Genomic DNA, 16,990 nt, shown 5'->3' with positions numbered 1-16,990 from the left:
TCAAGTTTGTATAAAAAGCCTTCTTAAATAAGGGTAAATATGAAATTAACGTCAAAAGGTAGATATGCAGTAATGGCTTTAGCTGACCTTGCTAAATTCAATAGTGTTAATCCAGTATCTTTAAGAGATATATCGTTAAGACAAGGAATTTCTTTGAATTTTTTAGAGCAAATTTTTTCTAAGTTAAAAAAATATAATATCGTAAAAAGCATTAGAGGAACTAATGGAGGCTATATCTTAAGCAAAGAACCAGAAGAGATTAAATTAGCAAATATACTTAATGCTGTAGATGAAGAAGTTAAAACTGTTCAATGCAAGAAGGAGTCGAAAAAAGGATGCAATAGCAAGACTACAAAATGTATCACTCATAATTTATGGGACGAACTTGAAGTTCATATTAATCATTTCTTTGAACAAAAAAATTTAAAAGATCTTATAAGCAACTCATCAGAAAGTAGAAATTTAAATGGACGCTAGAGAAAAAGAAATAGAAAAATTAAAAGATTATAAGTATGGATTTTCAACTGACATTGAAAGTATAACAGCACCCAAAGGCTTAAATGAAGAAGTAATTAAATTTATTTCAAATATTAAAAAAGAACCTAAATGGATGCTTGATTTTAGATTAAAAGCATTTGAAAGATTTAAACAATTAAAAGAACCAGATTGGCAAAAACCTAAGTATCCAAAAATTGATTATCAAGATTTATATTATTATTCAGCACCAAAAAGTATGGATGATAAACCTAAAAGTTTAGATGAATTAGATCCAAAACTTTTAGAAACATATAAAAAACTTGGGATACCACTTCAAGAACAAGCAAGATTAAATGGTATTGCAGTTGATGCAGTATTTGACTCAGTCTCAGTTGCCACAACTTTTAGAGAAGAACTGTCTAAGCTAGGAATTATCTTTTGTCCTATATCAGAGGCTATTCAAAATCATCCTGAACTAGTTAAGAAATATCTTGGATCTGTAATTCCTACAACCGATCACTTTTTTGCAACTCTTAATTCTGCTGTTTTTACCGATGGTTCATTTGCATATATACCCGAAGGCGTAAGATGTCCGATGGAATTATCTACTTACTTTAGAATTAATGCCTCAAATACAGGTCAGTTTGAAAGAACCTTAATTGTTGCAGATAAAGAAAGTTATGTAAGTTATTTAGAAGGTTGTACAGCTCCAATGAGAGACGAAAATCAATTGCACGCTGCTAATGTAGAGTTGATAGCACTAGACGATGCTGAAATAAAATATTCGACTGTTCAAAATTGGTATCCAGGAGATAAAGATGGAAAAGGTGGAATATATAATTTTGTTACTAAACGAGGTTTGTGCAAAGGTAAAAATTCTAAAATTTCATGGACACAAGTAGAAACAGGATCTGCTATTACTTGGAAATATCCAAGTTGCATCTTAAAAGGAGACAACTCAGTTGGAGAGTTCTATTCAATTGCAATTACAAATAATCATCAAAAAGCTGATACGGGCACAAAAATGATCCATTTAGGTAAAAATACTAAGAGTAAAATTATTTCAAAAGGAATAAGCGCAGGATTTTCAGATATGACTTACAGAGGCCTTGTTGATATTTCCTCTAAAGCATCAAATTCTAACAATTATACACAATGCGACTCTTTATTAATGGGTAATAAATGTGGAGCACACACAGTTCCTTATATTAAAAATAAAAACTCAAAGTCAAATATTGCACATGAGGCAACAACTTCAAAAATAAGTGAAGAACAACTTCATTATTGTCAACAAAGAGGTTTGAGTCAAGAAGAAGCAGTTGGATTAATAGTGAATGGATTTTGTAAAGAGGTATTACAACAACTACCGATGGAATTTGCAGTTGAAGCTCAAAAACTTGTTGGTATCAGTTTAGAAGGAAGCGTTGGATAATGTTAAAAATAAATAAATTAAATGCAAAAATTGACAACAAAGAAATTTTAAAAGAATTTTCTCTTAATATAAATCCTGGAGAGGTTCATGCTATAATGGGCCCAAATGGATCTGGTAAAAGCACATTATCAAATATTTTATCAGGAAAAAAAGGCTATGAAGTCTCAGGAGAAATACTTTTTGAGGAAAAGGATTTATTTGAACTTGAAACAGAAGAAAGAGCACATAAAGGTATATTCTTAGCTTTTCAATATCCGTTAGAGATACCAGGAGTTAATACAAATATATTTTTAAAGACATCGTTAAATGCGGTGAGGAAAGCAAGAGGTGAAAAAGAGCTTGATGCTATCGAGTTTTTGAAATTAGTAAAAGAAAAAGCGAAAGAACTTAAATTTGATGAAGAAAAACTAAATAGACAATTAAATGTTGGTTTTTCAGGTGGAGAAAAAAAGAAAAATGAAATTTTACAAATGTCGTTATTAGCTCCAAAATTATCTATTTTAGATGAAACAGATTCAGGATTAGATATTGATGCTTTAAAAATTGTTGCTGATGGTGTGAATACTTTAAGAGACAACAAAAATTCATTTTTAATAATTACGCATTATCAACGTTTATTAGATTATATCAAACCTGATTTTGTTCATGTTTTGATGGATGGAAAAATTGTTAAATCTGGAGGTGCAGACTTAGCCTTAGAATTAGAAAAAAAGGGGTATGAAAATTTTCACTAAATGAAAGAGCAATTACAAAAAGATTTTGACAATATTATTGAAAATTTAAGTTTATCTCAAAAAGATATTGAAATAAAAAAATTTTATTTAGATAATTTTATTAATAAAGGATTTCCAAACAGAAGAGAAGAAGATTGGAAATTCTCTGATCTTAATCAAATAATAAAAAAAAATATTGGGACACTAAGTTTTTATAGTGATTACACGTCTACTAGCAAAGTTGATACTTCTGTATTCGTTGATGGACTAGAGCATAACAAAATAGTCTTTATAAATGGCAGAATTGAAAAAATTGATTTTGATTATGAAAAAAAAGACCAAATAGAAATAATTGATCAATCTGAAACTATTAATAAATTTAATAATAATAATTCTTTATCTGATTTAAATAATGCCTTTACCAACAAATCTTTTAAAATACTGGTAAAAAGAGGTTATCAATTAGCAAAACCACTTATTATTTATCACACAACTAACTCTAAAATTTGGTCCAAAAATATAAATTTAAGATTAGATTTTGAACTAGATAAAGATAGTTCTTTAAGACTAATTGACTTATTTAACGATACTTCTGAAAAGAATTTTTTAAATATTTTTTATAGCTTTGATTTAAAAGAAAACGCAGTTTTAAAAAATTATAAAATAGATAAGTTTGAAAATAAAAATATTAAATATTCTTTTAATAATATCGAGCAAGAAAAAAATAGTGTTTCAGAAACATTTATTTTATCTTCAGGATCAAATTTTTGTAAAAATGAAATTAATTGTAATTTAAAAGGAAAATATTCTTCAGCATTTATAAATGGTATTTTTTCACTGTCTAAGGATAGGCATCATGAAATTAGAACAACTATAAATCACTTAACAGAAAATACTAAAAGTTATCAATTAGTAAAAAGTGTTTTAGATGATAGTTCTAAAGCTGTATATCAAGGTAAAATATTTGTTAATTCTAAAGCACAGAAAACAGATGGTTATCAACTAAGTAAAGCAATTCTATTAAATGAAGCATCTGAATTTAACGCAAAACCAGAATTAGAAATTTATGCAGATGATGTAAAATGCTCACATGGATCTTCATCAGGGAGTTTAAATGAGGACTCAATATTTTATTTAATGTCCAGAGGATTAAATTATCAGCAATCAAGAGAACTTTTAATCAATGGATTTTTGCTAGATGTAATAGAAAAAATAACAGATTCTGAAATTAAAAATTTGATAAAAAATATGATTGGAGTTAAAGAATGAATATAGATACGATAAAAAAAGAGTTCCCTATTTTTGACGAAAAAATTCAAAATAATGATTTAGTTTATCTTGATAGTGCAAATTCTTCTCAAAAACCAAAAGTTGTAATAGATAGAATTAATGAATTTTATACTAAAGAATTTTCTAATGTAGGGAGAAGTGTTCATTATCTTGCGGTTGCTGCTACAAATTTATATGAGAACACAAGAACTTCAGTTCAAAAGTTTATTAATGCCAAGGATAAAAATGAAATTGTTTTTACTAAAGGTGCAACAGAAGCACTTAATTTAGTTGCTAATACATTGGGTCAAAATTATTTACAAGAAGGTGATGAAGTGCTCATTACTGAATTGGAACACCATTCTAATTATGTACCTTGGCATTTTTTAAGAAAATCAAAAAATATAAAAATTAATTTTGCTGAAATCAATGATGATGGTGAAGTTACATTAGAAGAGATAGAAAAAAAAATTACCTCTAGAACAAAAGTAATTTCAATTACACATTTATCAAATGTTACTGGTGCTATTTTGCCAATTAAAGAAATAACAGAGCTTGCTCATTCAAAAGGAATAATTGTTGTAGTTGATGGTTGTCAGGGTGCTCCTCATTTAAGATTAGATATGCAAGATCTTGATTGTGATTTTTACGCAATTTCTTGTCACAAAATGTATGGCCCAACTGGTTTAGGAATTTTATATGGTAAAAAAAAATGGCTAGAAGAATTGCCACCATATCAAGGTGGCGGTGGAATGATCAATGAAGTTAAAAAAGATAGAATTTCTTATGGTGATTTACCCAATAAATTTGAAGCAGGAACTATGGCTACAGCTCAAGTGATTGCATTTGATCAGTCTATTAAATTTTTAGAAAGAATTGGTATAGATAATGTGGTGAAACATGAAGCTGACTTAGTTGAATATGGGCAGAAACTATTACAAAAAAATAACTCAGTTAAATTAATTGGTAATCCTAAAAATAAAGGTGGAGTTTTATCTTTTACTATTGAGAGTATTCACCCACATGATGTAGCAACTATCTTAGATGAAGATGGAGTCGCAATTAGAGCGGGCCATCATTGCTGTCAAATCCTACATGATAAATTAAATATACCTGCAAGCTCTCGAGCATCTGTTGGAATTTATAATACGAGAGAAGATTTAGATAAACTTAATGATGCAATAAATAATTGTAAAAAAATTTTTAATCAAAAATGAACTTAAAAGAATTATATCAAGAAATAATACTAGAGCATGGTAAAAATCCGAGAAACCTTGGTAAGACTGATGATTTCAATAAAGACGCTAAAGGACATAATCCTTTATGTGGTGACAATGTACATGTTTATTTAAAACTTAATGGACAAAAAATAGTAGAAGATATTTCTTTTGAAGGTAGTGGTTGTGCTATCTCAATGGCGTCAGCTTCAATTATGACAGACTTAATTAAAGGTAAGAATGAACATGAAGCTAAAGAAATTGTTAAAGATTTTTTAGGAATGATAAAAGAAAATCCTAAATTAAATTCAGAAAATTTAAAAGAGGATGAAAAAACTAAATTAATGTGCTTATCTGGAGTAAAAAAATATCCAATGAGAGTTAAATGTGCTACTTTATCATGGCATACTTTAGTTTCTGCAATTGACAATACTCAAGAAGAAATTAATACTGAAAGATTAGATTAAATTATGGATTTAAGAGAGCAAGTAATAGCTGAAATTAGAAAAATTTATGACCCAGAGATACCGGTTAATATTTATGAATTAGGTTTAATTTATGATGTTAAAGTAAATGAGTCTAAAGCTAAGATTATAATGACCTTGACTACACCAAATTGTCCTGTTGCAGAAAGTTTACCTCAGGAAGTTAAAGATAGTGCAATGCAAGTAGAAGGCATTAAAGAAGTTGATCTAGATTTAGTTTTTGAACCTCCTTGGGAAAAATCAATGATGTCAGAAGCTGCTAAATTGGAGTTAAATCTATAATGAATCCTATAATTAAATTAAGTGATAATGCAGCAATTCGTATTAAAGAAATTATGTCTGGAGTTGAGTCGAATTCAGTTGGTGTTAGGGTTGCAGTTAAGTCTGGTGGTTGTGCCGGCATGTCTTATGTAATGGAATATGCAAAAGAAATTAATCCATCAGATGAAATAATTGAAGACAAAGGTGTTAAGGTTTTTGTTGATGCTGCAGCTGTTATGTACTTATTAGGTACTGAAATGGACTATAAAAAAGAGGAATTTTCATCATCATTTGTATTCAATAACCCCAATGAATCTGAGCGTTGTGGTTGTGGTGAATCATTTAAAGTTTAATATTACTTTAACGCATATCAGTATTGCAAATATCACATATCTAGGGTATTAAATAGGTATGAACAAATTCGAATTTAAAAATCTTGTTAAATCTTTAGAAAAGTCACTGAAAGAAAGAACTTTCTTTAAGACTCTTCGAAAAGAAGTAAACACTGGTGCAAACGGCACACAGGATTATGTTGTTAAAAAAGGAATTAACAAAGATACAATCGCAACAACTAGACAGTAATTAGTCTTAGCTACTGTAATACATCTCAAATTCAACAGGATGAGGTGCATGTTCAAATCTATGTATCTCTTCAAATTTTAATGCGATGTAAGCATCAATTTGATCATCAGTAAACACACCACCTTCAGTTAAAAAATCTCTATCCTTATCCAAACTTTCCATTGCCTCTCTTAGAGAGCCACAAACAGTTGGTATATTTTTAACTTCTTCTGGAGGTAAATCATAAAGATCTTCATCAAAAGATTCACCTGGGTGTATTTTATTTTTAATTCCATCTAAACCAGCCATAAGCATAGCAGCAAAAGTTAAGTATGGGTTTCCTGAGGCATCAGGAAATCTTATCTCACATCTAGCACCATTTTTACTTAATGAAATTGGTATACGGCAAGAAGCAGATCTATTTCTTGCAGAGTAAGCAAGTAAAACAGGTGCTTCAAATCCTGGGATTAATCTTTTGTAACTATTTGTTGTTGCATTTGAAAAAGCATTAATTGCTTTTGCATGTTTTAAAATACCACCAATATAGTGAAGTGCCGTTTCAGATAACCCGGCATAAGCATCACCAGAAAAAACTGGTTTATCTTTTTTCCAAATTGATTGATGAATGTGCATACCTGAACCATTATCTCCTGCAATTGGTTTTGGCATAAAAGTTGCAGTTTTTCCAAATGAATGTGTAACCATTTGAACTACATATTTATACAGCTGAACATTATCAGCTTGATCAACAAGTGTTCCAAAGTACATGCCTAATTCATGTTGACTTGGTGCTACTTCATGGTGATGTTTCTCAACTTTAATACCTACTTCTTTTAAACTTTTTAAGTATTCACCCCTCATGTCTTGTTCACTATCAACTGGAGGAACTGGAAAGTAACCACCTTTTACGGGAGGTCTATGACCCATATTTCCATTTGCATACTCTGTCCCAGAATTATAAGGACCTTCTTTACTATCTATTTTAAAACCAGTGTTGTTGGGATCATTATTAATTCTAACATCATCAAATACAAAAAATTCAGGTTCAGGACCAAAAAAAGCTTTATCACCAATACCAGATTTTTTTAGATATTCTTCAGCTTTTTTTGCTGTACCTCTTGGGTCTCTTTCGTAAGGAGATCTTTTAACAGCATCTAGAATGTCACAAAAAAGAATTAATGTATTGTGTGAGGTAAAAGGATCCATAACAAGTCTTGAAGTATCTGGTTTTAAGATCATATCAGACTCATTAATTGCCTTCCAACCAGCAATAGATGAACCATCAAAAAATACACCTTCGTTTATCATTTCTTCATCAACAATAGTGTGATCCATCGTTAAATGCTGAAGTTTTCCTCTTGGGTCAGTAAATCTTAAATCAACAAATTCAACTTCTTTTTCTTTCATGAATTTTAATATGTTGCTGGCAGTCATAAGTTCTCCTTTTTTAAATTTTGTAATCAATTAATAACAAATGTTTTCTTAATAATATTGCTTGAATAATAAATATCACCTATGCGTTTTTTACATATGAATTACAACATTATTTGTTAAATTAGCAATCAATTGTTAGTTGAAATATGAGCTTATTAGATAAAGAGCCCGTTAAAAGAGCTGAAAGATTTCTTAAGGATTTTGACCAATCCTTAGAAGTTATTGTTCTAGAAAATTCAGCAAGAACAGCACAAGAGGCTGCTACAGCTTTAGATTGTAATGTGGGTGCAATCGTCAAAAGTTTGCTATTTAAAGTAAAGGATGGTTTTACGTTGTGTTTAATAGCGGGCGACAAGAGATGTTCATTAAATAAACTAAAAAAGATAAAAAATGAAAAAGATATCTCAATGGCATCTGCAGAAGAAGTTAAAACCCAAACTGGATATACAATAGGGGGTGTATCACCCATTGGTCATTTAAATAACTTTGAAATAATTATAGACAATTCTCTAGAAAGATTTAAAGAACTGTTTGCAGCTGCAGGGCACCAAAACTGCATATTTAAAATAAACTTTAGTAATATTCAAAAAATTACAAATGGAAAAGTTAAAGATATAATTGAATGAGACAACCTAGGCTAATTGATTATACTTTATTGGTAATTTTAGCTTTAATATGGGCTTCAGCTTTTTTTAATATTAAAATTGCAACAGAATCTTTTGGCCCTATTACAATTGCTTTCTTAAGAGTTTTTTTTGGGTCTATTCCAGTTTTATTATTATGTTTTTTTAAAAAGATTAAAATAGAGGCATTTTCAAAAGATTGGTATTGGTTTGCAATAATAGGATTTGTAAATTTAGTATTACCTTTTTTTCTAATAGCTTACGGTGTTAAATCAGTACAAAGTAATTTAGCAGCAATATTAATGTCAACAACACCTTTAAGCTCAACAGTATTGGGTCATTTTTTTACTAAAAATGAAAAATTTAATTTTACTAAAACATTTGGAATATTAATTGGGTTTTCAGGAATTGTTTATTTGTTTTCAGACAATTTTTTAATTAATGACAATAATTTTATCTCTGCTTTGTTAATTTTACTTGGATCAACTTGCTATGTGGTTGGGGGTGTTTTAACACTTAAAATTAGTGAAAAAAAAAATGAAAATGTAACAGGGTCAATATTAATTTGGGCTATAATAATTTTGGTACCATTAGTTTCTTTTATTGAAAAACCTTGGATTACAATACCATCAGTAGAATCAAGTGTTTCAGTTATTTACCTGGGTTTTGTATCAACTGGATTAGCTTGGCTTCTTAGATTTAAAATTTTAAAAAATAATGGATTAATATTTCAGTCGCAAGTCTCTTACTTAATACCTATTTTTGGTATTTGTTTAAGTTATATATTTTTAGATGAATCAATTACTGATAAGGTTATAATTTCATTGCTAGCAGTACTAGTAGGTCTTTATTTTGTAAAAAAAGCAGGATCAAAAAAATATGAAAAAAGATAAAAAAATTAAAGTATGTGAAAAATTTGAAGAAATAGATAATTTTTGTGAAGAATGTAAAAAAGAAGACGAAAGCGTTTCTCACAATTTAATTTTAACAGGATTTAAAACCTGCAATTCTTGTAAACTTTCAAAAACTATATTTCCAATTTAGCTTATTGTAGATGAGTTATTACCTAATAATTGGCTAATAAAAAATAAAAACAAAATAATAATTGGACCTAAAACAACTAATGATGATTTGAAATAATTTTCAAATTTTAAGACATGATTAATTCCAATTATAAGTGATACGTTGTACCAAATATATGGAATAAACATAAAATATAAAAGTCTAACATCAACAATAAAAGCGTTAAGCATTAAAGGAGCACTTGCAAAGCCAACAGTTACTAGTATTTTTCTATAATTACATTTTGTTCCTTTGCTAGGAAAAAGAACAACTCCTACAAAATATAAATAAGCAGTTTTTATTATCCACACAATAATTGTACTAATTATAACGGATCTTATTGAGGGCCCTTGAATATTACTTGAACCAAAAATCCCACCCATAAATTTTAAAAAGATTGAGCCTGGTATTAGACCAATGATTGCAGTTATTAAAATAATTATGATTGCAAAATATATTGCAGCTTCACCAAAGTTTTTATTATCTTTATAAAGGGTTTTGTCTAATTTAATAGACCTAACAATTATATTTAAAAACTGACCAAACATTATTTATTTTTTTTTTTATTCTTCTGTGCTTTGTAAGAAACAAACAGTGGAAAGAGTATTAAAGCAATTACTATTATTATGCAAATTACGATTAGGAATGATTTTGTCATTATTTATAGGGGAGAATTATAACCTCCCCCAAAAAATTATCTTATCCTTTAACGACTTCTCTTGTGTTTGCATTAAATGACTCTGTAAATGGAATATCCACTACAACTGCATCAACAGGTGTTCCTGGTGTGTCAGAATATTTAGCAGGTAAGTGAACTTTGTACTTAGTTCCAACTTTACCTTTAGGAAAACCATTAGCATTTAATGTTCCATCAAATGGCACATATCCCATTGCTATATTTTGACCCTTTTCAGGGTGATACCAAGGTGATGTAATAAATCCTACAGGGTCACCACCATTCTCAGGTGACACTAGCCAAAAATCAGGAGCATATTCTTCAATTGGTTTTCCACCCAACTCAAGACCTACCAACTGAAGTTTGTAAGATTTTTTTCCATCTTTCAACTCTGCACCCATTTTCTCTAACGCAGTTTTACCAACGTAGTCAGCTTTTTTATTCCACTCACCTTTACCAGATAGTGACACTTGGTAACCAAGGTTACACTGGAAGGGATTATGTTGTTGATCCATGTCTTGTCCCCAAGAAAGAATTCCAGCTTGAATTCTTCTATGGTGAGCAGGAGCGATAACCATTAGGCTATGTTTTTTACCTGCAGCAAGAACAGCATTCCACATATCGTCAGCATATTTAGTTGCTTCTCTTAAGTAGATTTCATATCCAGCTTCACCGGAGAAACCAGATTGTGAAATCACACAACTTCTGCCTCCAACTTTAACTTCAGCCAATCCATAGAAAGGCATATTATCAAAATCCACTTGATCTCCACAAAGGTCTTTCATTAGAGCTTTTGATTTAGGACCTTGAATTTGCACTGGACAAACATCAATTTCTTCAACAGTACAATTAAATCTTCCATCAGCATTAACACCCTGAAGGTACATTCCAATATCAGAATCTGATAATGAGAACCAAAATTCATCTTTTGAAATTCTAAGAAGAATAGGATCATTTAAAACACCACCATAAGCATTACATAGAATTACATATCTTGCTCTCATAGGTGAGATTTTAGTTGCATCTCTAGTTATAACGTAGTCAGTAAACTTTTCTGCATCAGGACCTTTAACTCTAATTTGTCTTTCAACAGCAACGTTCCACATCGTAACGTGATTCTTAATTGCTTCATACTCAACCATAGCTCCACCGTCTTCAGGTTTTACGTAACCTCTTGGGTGATAAATACGATTGTAAACAGTTGCTCTCCAACAACCAGCTTCCATTGATAGATGCCAGTATGGAGACTTTCTTACTCTTGTTGAAATTAACATCTCAACTTTTGTAGGCCCACTTTGTCTTAAGTTGTATGGTACTTCACGATCTGATTGATCAACTGAAGTAGCATGATTTAGTTTAGTATAGTCAAATTCATTAGACATAACCGTTCTCCTTCAACCACTTGTTAGTTTCCTTCAAGCCGCCGAATGTATAAATGTGGAAGTTGCCAGTAAACTCTTTCACTTTCCCAATTAATTCATTAGGGTCTTTAGGTTTCAATAAATCTAATGCCTTACTAAAATTAGACTTAAGAAAATTTATGGAATTTTTCGCCCCGACAATATTAGCAAACTTGATTAAGCTAGTTATTTTCATTGGCCCAGTAATTCCCACATGCACTGGTACTGACTGCTTAGAAATGAAATCTACGATAGGTTGACTCTCTAATAACCACTGAGTTACTATATAGTCGGCGTAAGGTTTTTTATCTATCATAGCCTTTTCTAATTCTTTATCAGAAATATCCTGACTTCCCTCTGGATGTCCTGCTATTCCTATTTTAATTCCATCAAAAAATCCTGTCTCCAAAATTTGAATTGAACTATCAAATTTTCCAATTGGCTCTCTACTTCCTCCAATAACCAATGCTTGTTTAGCGCCCACATCTTTACATCTTGCAAGGTAATCTTTAAGTTGAGCGTCATCAGTAATTGATCTTGCTGGAAAGTGCGGAACTGGATTAAACCCTTTTTTAACTAACTCACCCGATTGGTTAGCTGTCTCTTTATAATCTCCTCCTGGAAGCATGGTTATATAAACATCCTTAACGGGAGGCAGTGTATCAAGATCTGTAAGAGGTCCGACCTCAAGTGAAAAATTCATTTTCTCTGATGATTATCTTTTTTGTAAATACTGTCAAAGAAATTCATCGTGTGGATAAAAATATTTGTTGCCAAAAGTTGTGCTGGTGATAATTTTTTTTAATGTCTGAAAATCTTAAAAATCTTGAACTTTCAAAAATCTTAGATTTGGAGAAAATTAGAGTAGTTGGGAAGCCCATTGAGGAAGCTCATGGTCTGCCAAACGAGTGTTATACTAGCTCTAACTATCTAACGATCGAAAGAGAGAGGATTTTCAGGGATAAATGGATAGTAATTGGTGTTGGAAGCTCTGTGCCAAATGTAGGAGATGCTCGACCTTATAATTTACTAGGCATCCCTCTTATTATTCTAAGAGACAAAGAGAAAAAAATAAGGGTATTTCACAATGTCTGTAGTCATAGAGGCTTCAAGCTTTTAGATGAGCCTTGTACTTTGAAAAATGTCTTAAGATGCTCATATCACTCCTGGTCTTACGATTTTGATGGAAAGTTAGTTGCAACACCTCATATAGGAGGCATGAATATCCATGAAACAGATAAATTTGATAAATCAAAAAGCAATCTGAAGGAAGTTAGAACCAAAGTTTGGATGGATATAATCTTTATTAATATAAATGATAATGAATTAGAGTTTGATGAGTATATTAAACCACTTGAAGAAAGATGGTCAAAATTTATATCTAAGGAAGATCAAAAGTTACTTAAACACTCAAAAGATCATGGTTATTTTAGTCTTGATGTCAAATGTAATTGGAAGTTTGCAATAGAGAATTATTGTGAAAGCTATCATTTGCCCTGGATTCACCCAGAATTAAATAAAGTTTCAAATATTAGTGACCATTATCACATCCAAGGCTTACCTAATAGATTTGCTGGCCAAGGTACAAATAAATATGAGCAACCAGTAAAAGAAAATCAAAGTTTCAATAATTTTCCAAATTGGCCTAAGGAGTTATCTAAAAAAGCTGAATATATTGCTTTATTTCCAAACGTAATGATTGGTCTTCATATAGATCACTTTTATATTTTTTGGTTAGAACCTAAGTCTATTAGTGAAACTAAAGAACATTTAATGATGTATTATGTTGGTGATGATAGTGCAAATGGATTTGAATTTACTAAGATGAGAAAAAAAAATGCAGAATTTTGGAAAGAAGTTATGTCAGAAGATATAAAAGCCATAGAGGGTATGCAAGAAGGTAGAAATTCACCAGTATACAATGGTGGAAATTTTTCATCAATAATGGATAATCCAACTCATCAATTTCATAAATGGGTTGCGTCAAATTTAATAGCTTAATTATAATAATTCTTGTAATAATAAACTTATTTATTGATTAACCCATATGTGCAGAAAGTTAAAAACACTATGAAAATAATATTAATAATGGGCCTTCCAGGATCTGGCAAAACAACTTTAGCTAATGAACTAGCTCCAATGTTAAAAGCAAAAAGACTTAATGCCGATGAAGTTAGGAAAGAAGCGAATGATTGGGATTTTTCTGAAGGAGGTAGAAAAAGACAAGCAATGAGAATGGCAGATTTTGCAAAAAAATTAAAAGAAGACGGTAACTACGTTGTGGCTGATTTTATTTGCCCAACACCAGAAGCAAGAGAATTGTTTCCAGCTGATTATATGATTTGGGTAGACACCATTAAAGAAGGAAGATTTGATGACACTAATAAGATGTTTGTAAAACCTGATAAGTTTGACTTTCATGTTACAACACAAGATGCTAAAAAATGGGCACCAATAATAGCAAAGGAGATTAAATAATGGCTTACGAATGGGATAATAAGAAACCTACAGCACAAATGCTAGGCAGATGGCAGCCATTTCACGATGGGCATTACGCTTTATTTCAAGAAATAGTAAAAAAAACAGGTCAAGTTTGTATTCAAATTAGGGATGTTCAGGGCGTTGATGATAATCCTTTTGATTTTGAAACTGTTAAAAAAAATATAGAAGATAAATTAAATCCAGAATTTGAAGGAAGATTTAAAATAACGGTAGTGCCTAATATTACCAATATTTGTTACGGTAGAGGAGTGGGTTACAAGATTGAAGAAGTTGTTCTTTCTGAAGAAATACAAAAAATCTCAGCTACAAAAATTAGAGCTAAAATGAGAGAAGATGGAAAACTTAAGTAATATAAAAGTTAAATTTTTAAACAAAGATATTGCTACAATTATTATTAGTGAAGCAAAAACATATAATGCACTTTCATTTAAAAATTTAGGGGACTTAATTAAGGCTTTCGAAAAATTAGATAATGATAAAAACGTTAAAGTAATAATTATCGAAGGTGAAGGAAAAGGTTTTAGTGCAGGACATAATTTAAAAGAAGTAAGTAGATTAAAAAAAAGAGCTAAATATCAAAAATTATTTAACCTTTGCTCTAAATTGATGCTTCAAATTGTTGAAGGTAAGAAGCCAGTTATTGCTAAAGTTCATGGTGCAGCTTTCGCAGCAGGTTGTCAGTTAGTTGCAAGTTGTGATTTAGCTTATAGCAGTAATGATGCGATATTTGCAACACCAGGGGTGAACATAGGTCTTTTTTGTAGTACTCCGATGGTAGCTGTTAGTCGAAAAGTTAATAGAAAAAGAATGATGAAAATGCTTTTAACTGGAGATCCAATCAAAGCAAACTATGCAAAAGAAATTGGTTTAATTAATGATCATTTTTCTAAATCCAAACTAAATAGTGAGGTTATAAAATTAGCCAAACAAATTGCCTCAAAATCTAACTTAACAATTAAAATTGGTAAACAAACTTTTTATAAACAGTTAGAAATGCCATTAAGAAAAGCATACGCATACACAAGTAAAATGATGACAGTAAATATGATGGCAATGGATGCAAAAGAAGGAATATCTGCATTTCTAGAAAAAAGAAAACCTAAATGGAAAAACAAATAATAGACGATAAAATTAAAGAATTATTCATTAGCTCAAGAGTAATAGCTTTAGTTGGGGCTAGTAAAAAAAAAGAAAAAGATTCAAATATAGTAATGAGATTTTTACAAAAATCTGGCTATAAAGTTATTCCTGTAAACCCAACATGTATAAATGACACAATACATGGAGAAATAGTTTATGGAACACTTTTGGATATAAAAGAAAAAGTAGACATAGTAGACGTTTTTAGACCAAGTGAGGAGGCTGAAGATATAGCTAATCAAACTAAAGAAATTGGAGCACATGTTTTGTGGCTACAACTTAATATTGAAAATAATAAGGCTAAAGAAATTGCCACAAAAAATAAAATTTACTACATTGCTAACAAATGTACTAAAATTGAATTTCAAAAATTATTTGGAATAATTTAAAAATTATTTCTATTAGATTACTAATTAATATTTTGAGGATAAGTCTAGTTTTTTCATCTTTACAGAGCTAGTTTTTGACTACCCATGCTCGATGATAAAAATCATCTATATTTTTTTGAATTAATCCTTTGGCAATTTGAGTAGCTTCTTGCTCTTCAAAAGGACCATGTTTCTTTTTAGTGTTCTTTAATATTGTTTCAATCTCGTTAGGGTTGGTATGTTCACCTTCAATTACATAAAAATTTTTCATGGCTTTCTTATAGAACTAGTTTAAAAATATACAAATGAAAAAAATATTTCTTATTTATGGTCATTATAATGACAAATCTTTTAATGCAGCCATAAGAGATACTTTTATTAAAACAGCTGAAGAAAATGGTAATAAAGTTGATTCAGTTGACCTTTATAAAGAAAAATTTAATCCTGTTTTTGCTGGTGAGCAAGCTGGTGAGGATGTTTTAAGTCATCGTAAAAGAATAGAAGAGTGTGATACAATTGTTTTAATTGCTCCAATTTGGAATTTTAGAATGCCAGCAATAGTTGAGGGATGGATAGATAAAGTTTTGGCACCACCCTGGGCGTTTACGTTTAAGCAATTATGGGGAAATTATGGATATCCGATTGGTAATTTACATAAAAAAAAGGCAATTATATTTTGTACTTATGGATCTCCACGGTTAGCAATCACGACATTTTTCTTAAATCTACCTATTAGAAGATTAAAAAGAGGTGTGTTTCACATGTGTGGCATTTATAATATTGTCTACAGAAGATATTTTGCTGTACCGTTTGTTAGTGATAAAAAAAGAGAGCAATTTTTGGAAGACGTCAAAACAACTGCGCATAATATATAAAGTATTTTTAATTATTTTATTTTTTACATCCTCATCATTTGCTGAATTAGTTAAGCCTAATAATGGGATTGAGCCTTATCAAGTCGTTAAAATCCAATTAAAAAGTTTAAAACAAAACGATAATCCAAAAAAAGATAATGGAATTGAACAAACTTGGGAATTTGCACACCCAAGTAATCAAAAAAATACGGGTCCTCTAGAGCGTTTCAAAACAATGATTAAAGGAAAATCTTATGTGATGCTCCTTAATCACTTGGATCATAAGGTTGTGGAGATAAAATCTGATGATTTAACTGCTCTTTTTGAAGTAACAATTCTCGATAAGGATAAGATCTATTATAAATTTAAGTGGGCAGTTGAAAAACATGTGGAAGATGGCCCGCTTAAAGATTGCTGGCTTACCACAATTGTGTCCTCACCAATGCCTCTTGGATCTTCAATTTAATTTAATAACTAAACGAATTTTGTTTCGTTAATAATAAAAAAATAGTAGGA

The 16,990-nt window shown here is 30.3% G+C and carries 24 protein-coding genes; 19 read left to right on the top strand and 5 right to left on the bottom strand.

The features are described from left to right. Window positions 1–39 precede the first annotated feature (39 nt). The 9 genes from ABXT56_RS04500 to ABXT56_RS04460 are packed head-to-tail and all read left to right on the top strand — an operon-like array spanning window position 40 to window position 6,436. Window positions 40–477, top strand: coding sequence for an RrF2 family transcriptional regulator (locus ABXT56_RS04500; RefSeq protein ID WP_415299524.1), 438 nt, complete (start codon window positions 40–42; stop codon window positions 475–477). Next, window positions 467–1,909, top strand: a complete 1,443-nt coding sequence (sufB, locus tag ABXT56_RS04495; protein ID WP_415299523.1) for a Fe-S cluster assembly protein SufB — start codon at window positions 467–469, stop codon at window positions 1,907–1,909. The genes ABXT56_RS04500 and sufB overlap by 11 nt, the downstream gene beginning before the upstream one ends. Then, a complete protein-coding gene (gene sufC, locus ABXT56_RS04490) occupies window positions 1,909–2,643 on the top strand; it encodes a Fe-S cluster assembly ATPase SufC (protein ID WP_415299522.1) in 735 nt (244 codons plus the stop codon). Before sufB ends, sufC begins: the two co-directional genes overlap by 1 nt. Beyond that, window positions 2,644–3,891, top strand: coding sequence for a Fe-S cluster assembly protein SufD (gene sufD, locus ABXT56_RS04485; protein ID WP_415299521.1), 1,248 nt, complete (start codon window positions 2,644–2,646; stop codon window positions 3,889–3,891). Further along, window positions 3,888–5,108, top strand: a complete 1,221-nt coding sequence (locus ABXT56_RS04480) for an aminotransferase class V-fold PLP-dependent enzyme (RefSeq protein ID WP_415299520.1) — start codon at window positions 3,888–3,890, stop codon at window positions 5,106–5,108. Before sufD ends, ABXT56_RS04480 begins: the two co-directional genes overlap by 4 nt. Continuing rightward, window positions 5,105–5,575 (top strand): Fe-S cluster assembly sulfur transfer protein SufU, encoded by a 471-nt coding sequence (gene sufU, locus ABXT56_RS04475; protein ID WP_415299519.1) that lies wholly within the window; start codon window positions 5,105–5,107, stop codon window positions 5,573–5,575. Before ABXT56_RS04480 ends, sufU begins: the two co-directional genes overlap by 4 nt. Window positions 5,576–5,578: 3 nt before the next feature. Then, complete coding sequence (locus ABXT56_RS04470; RefSeq protein ID WP_415299518.1) at window positions 5,579–5,875, top strand: iron-sulfur cluster assembly protein; 297 nt, start codon at window positions 5,579–5,581, stop codon at window positions 5,873–5,875. Continuing rightward, window positions 5,875–6,207 carry a HesB/IscA family protein gene (locus ABXT56_RS04465; RefSeq protein ID WP_415299517.1) on the top strand — a complete coding sequence of 111 codons (333 nt, stop codon included), beginning with the start codon at window positions 5,875–5,877 and terminating at the stop codon, window positions 6,205–6,207. Before ABXT56_RS04470 ends, ABXT56_RS04465 begins: the two co-directional genes overlap by 1 nt. Window positions 6,208–6,265: 58 nt before the next feature. Next, a complete protein-coding gene (locus tag ABXT56_RS04460; RefSeq protein ID WP_006997167.1) occupies window positions 6,266–6,436 on the top strand; it encodes a hypothetical protein in 171 nt (56 codons plus the stop codon). A 6-nt stretch (window positions 6,437–6,442) separates the two neighbouring features. On the opposite strand, the gene glnA is transcribed toward ABXT56_RS04460, so the two are convergent. Beyond that, window positions 6,443–7,849: a type I glutamate--ammonia ligase gene (gene glnA, locus ABXT56_RS04455; RefSeq protein ID WP_415299516.1), complete on the bottom strand. Its 1,407-nt coding sequence runs from the start codon at window positions 7,847–7,849 to the stop codon at window positions 6,443–6,445. 146 nt (window positions 7,850–7,995) lie between these two features. Here glnA and ABXT56_RS04450 point away from each other — a divergent pair, with 146 nt between their 5' ends. From ABXT56_RS04450 to ABXT56_RS04440, 3 genes are read left to right on the top strand one after another with little or no spacing between them, the layout of a single operon-like run. Beyond that, entirely contained in the window at window positions 7,996–8,475 is a 480-nt protein-coding gene (locus tag ABXT56_RS04450; RefSeq protein ID WP_415299515.1) for a YbaK/EbsC family protein, read from the top strand. Continuing rightward, window positions 8,472–9,365 carry a DMT family transporter gene (locus ABXT56_RS04445; protein ID WP_415299514.1) on the top strand — a complete coding sequence of 298 codons (894 nt, stop codon included), beginning with the start codon at window positions 8,472–8,474 and terminating at the stop codon, window positions 9,363–9,365. Before ABXT56_RS04450 ends, ABXT56_RS04445 begins: the two co-directional genes overlap by 4 nt. Continuing rightward, entirely contained in the window at window positions 9,352–9,516 is a 165-nt protein-coding gene (locus tag ABXT56_RS04440; protein ID WP_415299513.1) for a hypothetical protein, read from the top strand. The genes ABXT56_RS04445 and ABXT56_RS04440 overlap by 14 nt, the downstream gene beginning before the upstream one ends. Here the strand turns inward: ABXT56_RS04440 and ABXT56_RS04435 are convergent. From ABXT56_RS04435 to ABXT56_RS04425, 3 genes are all read right to left on the bottom strand, one after another. After that, window positions 9,513–10,082: a YIP1 family protein gene (locus ABXT56_RS04435; protein WP_415299512.1), complete on the bottom strand. Its 570-nt coding sequence runs from the start codon at window positions 10,080–10,082 to the stop codon at window positions 9,513–9,515. The two genes, ABXT56_RS04440 and ABXT56_RS04435, sit on opposite strands and share 4 nt — an antisense overlap. Before the next feature lie 151 nt (window positions 10,083–10,233). Then, window positions 10,234–11,592, bottom strand: coding sequence for a glycine cleavage T C-terminal barrel domain-containing protein (locus ABXT56_RS04430; RefSeq protein ID WP_415299511.1), 1,359 nt, complete (start codon window positions 11,590–11,592; stop codon window positions 10,234–10,236). Then, a complete protein-coding gene (locus tag ABXT56_RS04425; protein WP_415299510.1) occupies window positions 11,585–12,313 on the bottom strand; it encodes a methylenetetrahydrofolate reductase in 729 nt (242 codons plus the stop codon). The genes ABXT56_RS04430 and ABXT56_RS04425 overlap by 8 nt, the downstream gene beginning before the upstream one ends. A 101-nt stretch (window positions 12,314–12,414) precedes the next feature. Between ABXT56_RS04425 and ABXT56_RS04420 the strand changes: the two genes are divergently transcribed. The 5 genes from ABXT56_RS04420 to ABXT56_RS04400 all read left to right on the top strand — a co-directional run bounded on the left by ABXT56_RS04420 (window position 12,415) and on the right by ABXT56_RS04400 (window position 15,641). Further along, a complete protein-coding gene (locus ABXT56_RS04420; protein WP_415299509.1) occupies window positions 12,415–13,611 on the top strand; it encodes an aromatic ring-hydroxylating oxygenase subunit alpha in 1,197 nt (398 codons plus the stop codon). A gap of 69 nt (window positions 13,612–13,680) precedes the next feature. Beyond that, window positions 13,681–14,088: an AAA family ATPase gene (locus ABXT56_RS04415; protein WP_415299508.1), complete on the top strand. Its 408-nt coding sequence runs from the start codon at window positions 13,681–13,683 to the stop codon at window positions 14,086–14,088. Further along, window positions 14,088–14,462 (top strand): cytidyltransferase, encoded by a 375-nt coding sequence (locus ABXT56_RS04410; protein WP_415299507.1) that lies wholly within the window; start codon window positions 14,088–14,090, stop codon window positions 14,460–14,462. The genes ABXT56_RS04415 and ABXT56_RS04410 overlap by 1 nt, the downstream gene beginning before the upstream one ends. Further along, entirely contained in the window at window positions 14,446–15,231 is a 786-nt protein-coding gene (locus tag ABXT56_RS04405; protein WP_415299506.1) for an enoyl-CoA hydratase, read from the top strand. The genes ABXT56_RS04410 and ABXT56_RS04405 overlap by 17 nt, the downstream gene beginning before the upstream one ends. Next, entirely contained in the window at window positions 15,216–15,641 is a 426-nt protein-coding gene (locus tag ABXT56_RS04400) for a CoA-binding protein (protein ID WP_415299505.1), read from the top strand. The genes ABXT56_RS04405 and ABXT56_RS04400 overlap by 16 nt, the downstream gene beginning before the upstream one ends. Before the next feature lie 67 nt (window positions 15,642–15,708). Here the strand turns inward: ABXT56_RS04400 and ABXT56_RS04395 are convergent, their stop codons facing one another. Next, a complete protein-coding gene (locus tag ABXT56_RS04395) occupies window positions 15,709–15,891 on the bottom strand; it encodes a hypothetical protein (RefSeq protein WP_415299504.1) in 183 nt (60 codons plus the stop codon). 34 nt (window positions 15,892–15,925) lie between these two features. Here ABXT56_RS04395 and ABXT56_RS04390 point away from each other — a divergent pair, with 34 nt between their 5' ends. Both ABXT56_RS04390 and ABXT56_RS04385 read left to right on the top strand, forming a co-directional pair. After that, entirely contained in the window at window positions 15,926–16,495 is a 570-nt protein-coding gene (locus ABXT56_RS04390; RefSeq protein ID WP_415299503.1) for an NAD(P)H-dependent oxidoreductase, read from the top strand. Then, on the top strand, window positions 16,437–16,940 hold the full coding sequence (locus tag ABXT56_RS04385) for a DUF4864 domain-containing protein (protein ID WP_415299502.1): 504 nt from the start codon (window positions 16,437–16,439) through the stop codon (window positions 16,938–16,940). The genes ABXT56_RS04390 and ABXT56_RS04385 overlap by 59 nt, the downstream gene beginning before the upstream one ends. The last annotated feature ends 50 nt before the right edge of the window (window positions 16,941–16,990 follow it).

It is taken from the genome of Candidatus Pelagibacter sp. Uisw_134_02 (assembly GCF_047720265.1).
GTDB lineage: Bacteria > Pseudomonadota > Alphaproteobacteria > Pelagibacterales > Pelagibacteraceae > Pelagibacter.
This window is presented reverse-complemented; position numbering and strand designations above follow the sequence as displayed.

Bases quoted from the DNA above. Each gene is read 5' to 3' on its own strand.
- ABXT56_RS04500 (WP_415299524.1), top strand. From the start codon at position 40: ATGAAATTAACGTCAAAAGGTAGATATGCAGTAATGGCTTTAGCTGAC.
- sufB (WP_415299523.1), top strand. From the start codon at position 467: ATGGACGCTAGAGAAAAAGAAATAGAAAAATTAAAAGATTATAAGTAT.
- sufC (WP_415299522.1), top strand. From the start codon at position 1,909: ATGTTAAAAATAAATAAATTAAATGCAAAAATTGACAACAAAGAAATT.
- sufD (WP_415299521.1), top strand. From the start codon at position 2,644: ATGAAAGAGCAATTACAAAAAGATTTTGACAATATTATTGAAAATTTA.
- ABXT56_RS04480 (WP_415299520.1), top strand. From the start codon at position 3,888: ATGAATATAGATACGATAAAAAAAGAGTTCCCTATTTTTGACGAAAAA.
- sufU (WP_415299519.1), top strand. From the start codon at position 5,105: ATGAACTTAAAAGAATTATATCAAGAAATAATACTAGAGCATGGTAAA.
- ABXT56_RS04470 (WP_415299518.1), top strand. From the start codon at position 5,579: ATGGATTTAAGAGAGCAAGTAATAGCTGAAATTAGAAAAATTTATGAC.
- ABXT56_RS04465 (WP_415299517.1), top strand. From the start codon at position 5,875: ATGAATCCTATAATTAAATTAAGTGATAATGCAGCAATTCGTATTAAA.
- ABXT56_RS04460 (WP_006997167.1), top strand. From the start codon at position 6,266: ATGAACAAATTCGAATTTAAAAATCTTGTTAAATCTTTAGAAAAGTCA.
- glnA (WP_415299516.1), bottom strand. From the start codon at position 7,849: ATGACTGCCAGCAACATATTAAAATTCATGAAAGAAAAAGAAGTTGAA.
- ABXT56_RS04450 (WP_415299515.1), top strand. From the start codon at position 7,996: ATGAGCTTATTAGATAAAGAGCCCGTTAAAAGAGCTGAAAGATTTCTT.
- ABXT56_RS04445 (WP_415299514.1), top strand. From the start codon at position 8,472: ATGAGACAACCTAGGCTAATTGATTATACTTTATTGGTAATTTTAGCT.
- ABXT56_RS04440 (WP_415299513.1), top strand. From the start codon at position 9,352: ATGAAAAAAGATAAAAAAATTAAAGTATGTGAAAAATTTGAAGAAATA.
- ABXT56_RS04435 (WP_415299512.1), bottom strand. From the start codon at position 10,082: ATGTTTGGTCAGTTTTTAAATATAATTGTTAGGTCTATTAAATTAGAC.
- ABXT56_RS04430 (WP_415299511.1), bottom strand. From the start codon at position 11,592: ATGTCTAATGAATTTGACTATACTAAACTAAATCATGCTACTTCAGTT.
- ABXT56_RS04425 (WP_415299510.1), bottom strand. From the start codon at position 12,313: ATGAATTTTTCACTTGAGGTCGGACCTCTTACAGATCTTGATACACTG.
- ABXT56_RS04420 (WP_415299509.1), top strand. From the start codon at position 12,415: ATGTCTGAAAATCTTAAAAATCTTGAACTTTCAAAAATCTTAGATTTG.
- ABXT56_RS04415 (WP_415299508.1), top strand. From the start codon at position 13,681: ATGAAAATAATATTAATAATGGGCCTTCCAGGATCTGGCAAAACAACT.
- ABXT56_RS04410 (WP_415299507.1), top strand. From the start codon at position 14,088: ATGGCTTACGAATGGGATAATAAGAAACCTACAGCACAAATGCTAGGC.
- ABXT56_RS04405 (WP_415299506.1), top strand. From the start codon at position 14,446: ATGGAAAACTTAAGTAATATAAAAGTTAAATTTTTAAACAAAGATATT.
- ABXT56_RS04400 (WP_415299505.1), top strand. From the start codon at position 15,216: ATGGAAAAACAAATAATAGACGATAAAATTAAAGAATTATTCATTAGC.
- ABXT56_RS04395 (WP_415299504.1), bottom strand. From the start codon at position 15,891: ATGAAAAATTTTTATGTAATTGAAGGTGAACATACCAACCCTAACGAG.
- ABXT56_RS04390 (WP_415299503.1), top strand. From the start codon at position 15,926: ATGAAAAAAATATTTCTTATTTATGGTCATTATAATGACAAATCTTTT.